This is a genomic window from Pseudomonas sp. DCB_AW, from assembly GCF_026240895.1.
GTDB classification, from domain to species: domain Bacteria; phylum Pseudomonadota; class Gammaproteobacteria; order Pseudomonadales; family Pseudomonadaceae; genus Aquipseudomonas; species Aquipseudomonas kermanshahensis.
Window position 1 is genome coordinate 1 of sequence record NZ_JAPFCE010000138.1, and the last position, 2,880, is coordinate 2,880.

The 2,880-nt window shown below is 61.6% G+C and carries 3 protein-coding genes; all 3 read right to left on the reverse strand.

Going from position 1 to position 2,880, the window contains the following annotated elements:
- Window positions 1-88 precede the first annotated feature (88 nt).
- The gene (locus OO306_RS27875) at window positions 89-823 is read right to left on the reverse strand and encodes an amino acid ABC transporter ATP-binding protein (protein WP_027592407.1); all 735 of its coding nucleotides are present in this window, start codon (window positions 821-823) and stop codon (window positions 89-91) included.
- A complete protein-coding gene (locus OO306_RS27880) occupies window positions 816-1,778 on the reverse strand; it encodes an amino acid ABC transporter permease (RefSeq protein ID WP_265970372.1) in 963 nt (320 codons plus the stop codon). The genes OO306_RS27875 and OO306_RS27880 overlap by 8 nt, the downstream gene beginning before the upstream one ends.
- Before the next feature lie 78 nt (window positions 1,779-1,856).
- A complete protein-coding gene (locus OO306_RS27885) occupies window positions 1,857-2,654 on the reverse strand; it encodes a transporter substrate-binding domain-containing protein (protein ID WP_027592405.1) in 798 nt (265 codons plus the stop codon).
- Window positions 2,655-2,880: the final 226 nt, after the last annotated feature.

The window sequence follows — 2,880 nt, forward strand, 5'->3', positions numbered from 1 at the left end:
TGCTGCGAAGAGGCCGGTAGACTACCCGTGATCTTCGCAGCGCTTACCGGCCTCTTCGCAGCACAAGGCTGCTCCTGCAGGGCTGTAGTTACAGTACCTGACGCAGAAACGCCTGTGCGCGCGGGTCCTTCGGTGCATCGAAGAACTGCGCCGGCGAGGCATCTTCCAGCAATTTGCCGTGATCGAAGAACAGCACCCGGTCCGCCACTTCACGGGCAAAGCCCATTTCGTGGGTGACGCAAACCATGGTCATGCCTTCCTGGGCCAGGGTCTTCATCACGTCCAGCACTTCACCGACCATTTCCGGGTCGAGCGCCGAGGTCGGCTCGTCGAACAGCATCACCTTCGGCTCCATCGCCAAGGCGCGGGCGATCGCCACCCGCTGCTGCTGGCCGCCAGAGAGGCGCGACGGGTACTCGTTGGCTTTCTGCGAAATACCCACTTTTTCCAGCAGCGCACGGGCCTTGGCCTCGCGCTCGGCCTTGCCGCGCTTGCGCACGACTTTTTGCGCCAAGCACAGGTTTTCCAGCACGGTCATGTGCGGGAACAGGTTGAAATGCTGGAACACCATGCCGACTTCGCGGCGGTAGGCGTTGATGTCGGTTTTCGGGTCGGCCAGTTGCAAGCCGTCGATGGCGACAACGCCTTCGTCGAAATGCTCCAGGCCGTTGAGGCAGCGCAGGAAGGTCGATTTGCCCGACCCCGAGGGGCCAAGCACCACCACCACTTCGGCCTTGGCCACGCGCGTGGTGACGTTGTCCACCGCACGCACGACGTGGCCGCGGGTGTCGAAGACTTTTACCAGATCACGGACTTCAATCACTTTGCGCAAGCCTCCGCTCGAGCCGGCTGGCCAAATGCGACAGCGGCAGGTTGATCAGCAGGTACAAGCCTGCCACGCAGAACCAGATCTCGAACGTCGAGAACGAGGTGGTGATGGCCTCGCGGCCGCTCTTGGTCAGTTCGGTAATGGCAATTACCGACACCAGCGAGGTGTCCTTGACCAGGCTGATGAACTGGCCAGCCAAGGGCGGCAGCACACGCTTGAAGGCCTGGGGTAGGATCACGTGGCGCATCGACTGGCTGGCGTTCAAGCCCAGCGAACGGGCCGCCTCGTTCTGGCCCCGGGCAATCGACTGCACGCCGGCACGCACAATCTCGGCGACATAGGCGCCGGTGAACAGCGCCAGCGCAGCCACCCCGGCGAACTCGCGGGACAGGTTGAGCACAGTGCCGATGAAGAAGTAGAAGATGAAGATCTGTACCAGCAGCGGTGTGCCGCGCACCAGTTCGACGTAAACGGTCGAGAGGTCACGCAGGGTCGGGTTGTTCGACAGCCGGCACAGGCCCGCGAACAGGCCGATCACCAGGCCCAGGGCACCGGACAACACCGACAGCCACAACGTGGTCCACAGGCCCCACGCCAACGGGCCTGCCGCCCAGTGGCGGGTCACGCCGATCTGGTCGCCCTCAGCAACATCATCGCCACGGCTCAGCAGCAAGCTGTTGCTGTCGACGTCGAGCACCTGCTCGGCGCCCCCTTCTTCTTTCAGCGTTACGCGGGCAGTGTCACCGGAAACGACGATGTCCTGCACGGTGCCGTAGCCGGCCGCGCGCTGGGCTTCTTCGGCCTGGTAGGCAAAGTACTGCGGGACGCGGTTCCAGCGCCACTCGTAAGACATCATCGAGGTGGCCAGGTACAGGCTGACCGCCAGGCCCACCAACACCAGCGCGGTCAGCGCGTGCCAGGGCCACTGGGCTTTCTTGTGTTTGATCACGTGGGGTACTTCCGTAAATGCGAACGCGCAGGGTTTGCCTGCGCGTTGGGGTCAAAGGCTGGGCTTGTGGCCTGGGCCTTATTCCATTTCCTTCAGCCAGTCCTTGTTCTTGAACCACTTGTCGTGGATACGATCGTAGGTCCCGTCATGCTTGATCTGGTGCAGGAAGTTGTTGATGAAGTTGATGCTGTCGTAATCGCCCTTCTTCAGGCCGAACGCCAGTGGCTCGTAGGTGAAGGGTTCTTCGAGGAACAGCAGCTTGCCAGCGCCGGCCTTTTCCACCGCCACCACGTTGTACGGGGCATCGTAGACGAAGGCATCGGCCTTGCCGTTGACCACGTCCATCACCGCTTCCTGCTCGTTGTCATAGCCGTGGTACTTGGCTTTGCCGATCAGCTTCTTGGAAACCATCTCGCCGGTGGTGCCGAGCTTGGAGGTGATGCGGTACTTCTCGTTGTTCAGGTCTTTGTAGGTCTTGATCTCGCCTGCCAGCTCCTTGCGGATCAGCAGGGTCTGGCCGACCACGATGAAGGGTTCGCTGAAGTTCAGGCGCAGGTTGCGTTCCTGGGTCAGGGTCATGCCGCTGCCGATCATGTCGAACTTGTTGGTCAGCAGGGCTGGGATGATGCCGTCATAGGCGGTGGAGACCGTCTCCAGCTTGACGCCCATGGACTTGGCCATGGCCTTGAGGATATCGACTTCGAAGCCGATGATCTCGCCACGCTTGTTGGTCATCTGGAACGGCATGTAGGTAGGGTCCATGCCCACTTTCAGGGTGCCGCGCTTGACCGCGTCTTCGATGGCGCCAGCCTGGGCTGCCGAGACCGCGACCAGGGCGGTGACACCGACCAGCAGTCGCGAAAGGTATTTCTTGATCATCACCAAGTCCCCTAGCAAGAAAAGAAGCAAATCTTATTGTTGGCACGGCCGTACGGCCGAAGCGTTCTATCGGAGAGGGATGCTAACGCATGGCGGCCCGGGGACCTAGAGCTGGGGGGGACTTTGTTGGCCAAAATCGAGTAGCGGGGGATATTGCTGGCGAGGGCTGCGCCCTCGTTCGCGGCACAAGGCCGCTCCTACAGGATATGCATGCCTCTGTAGG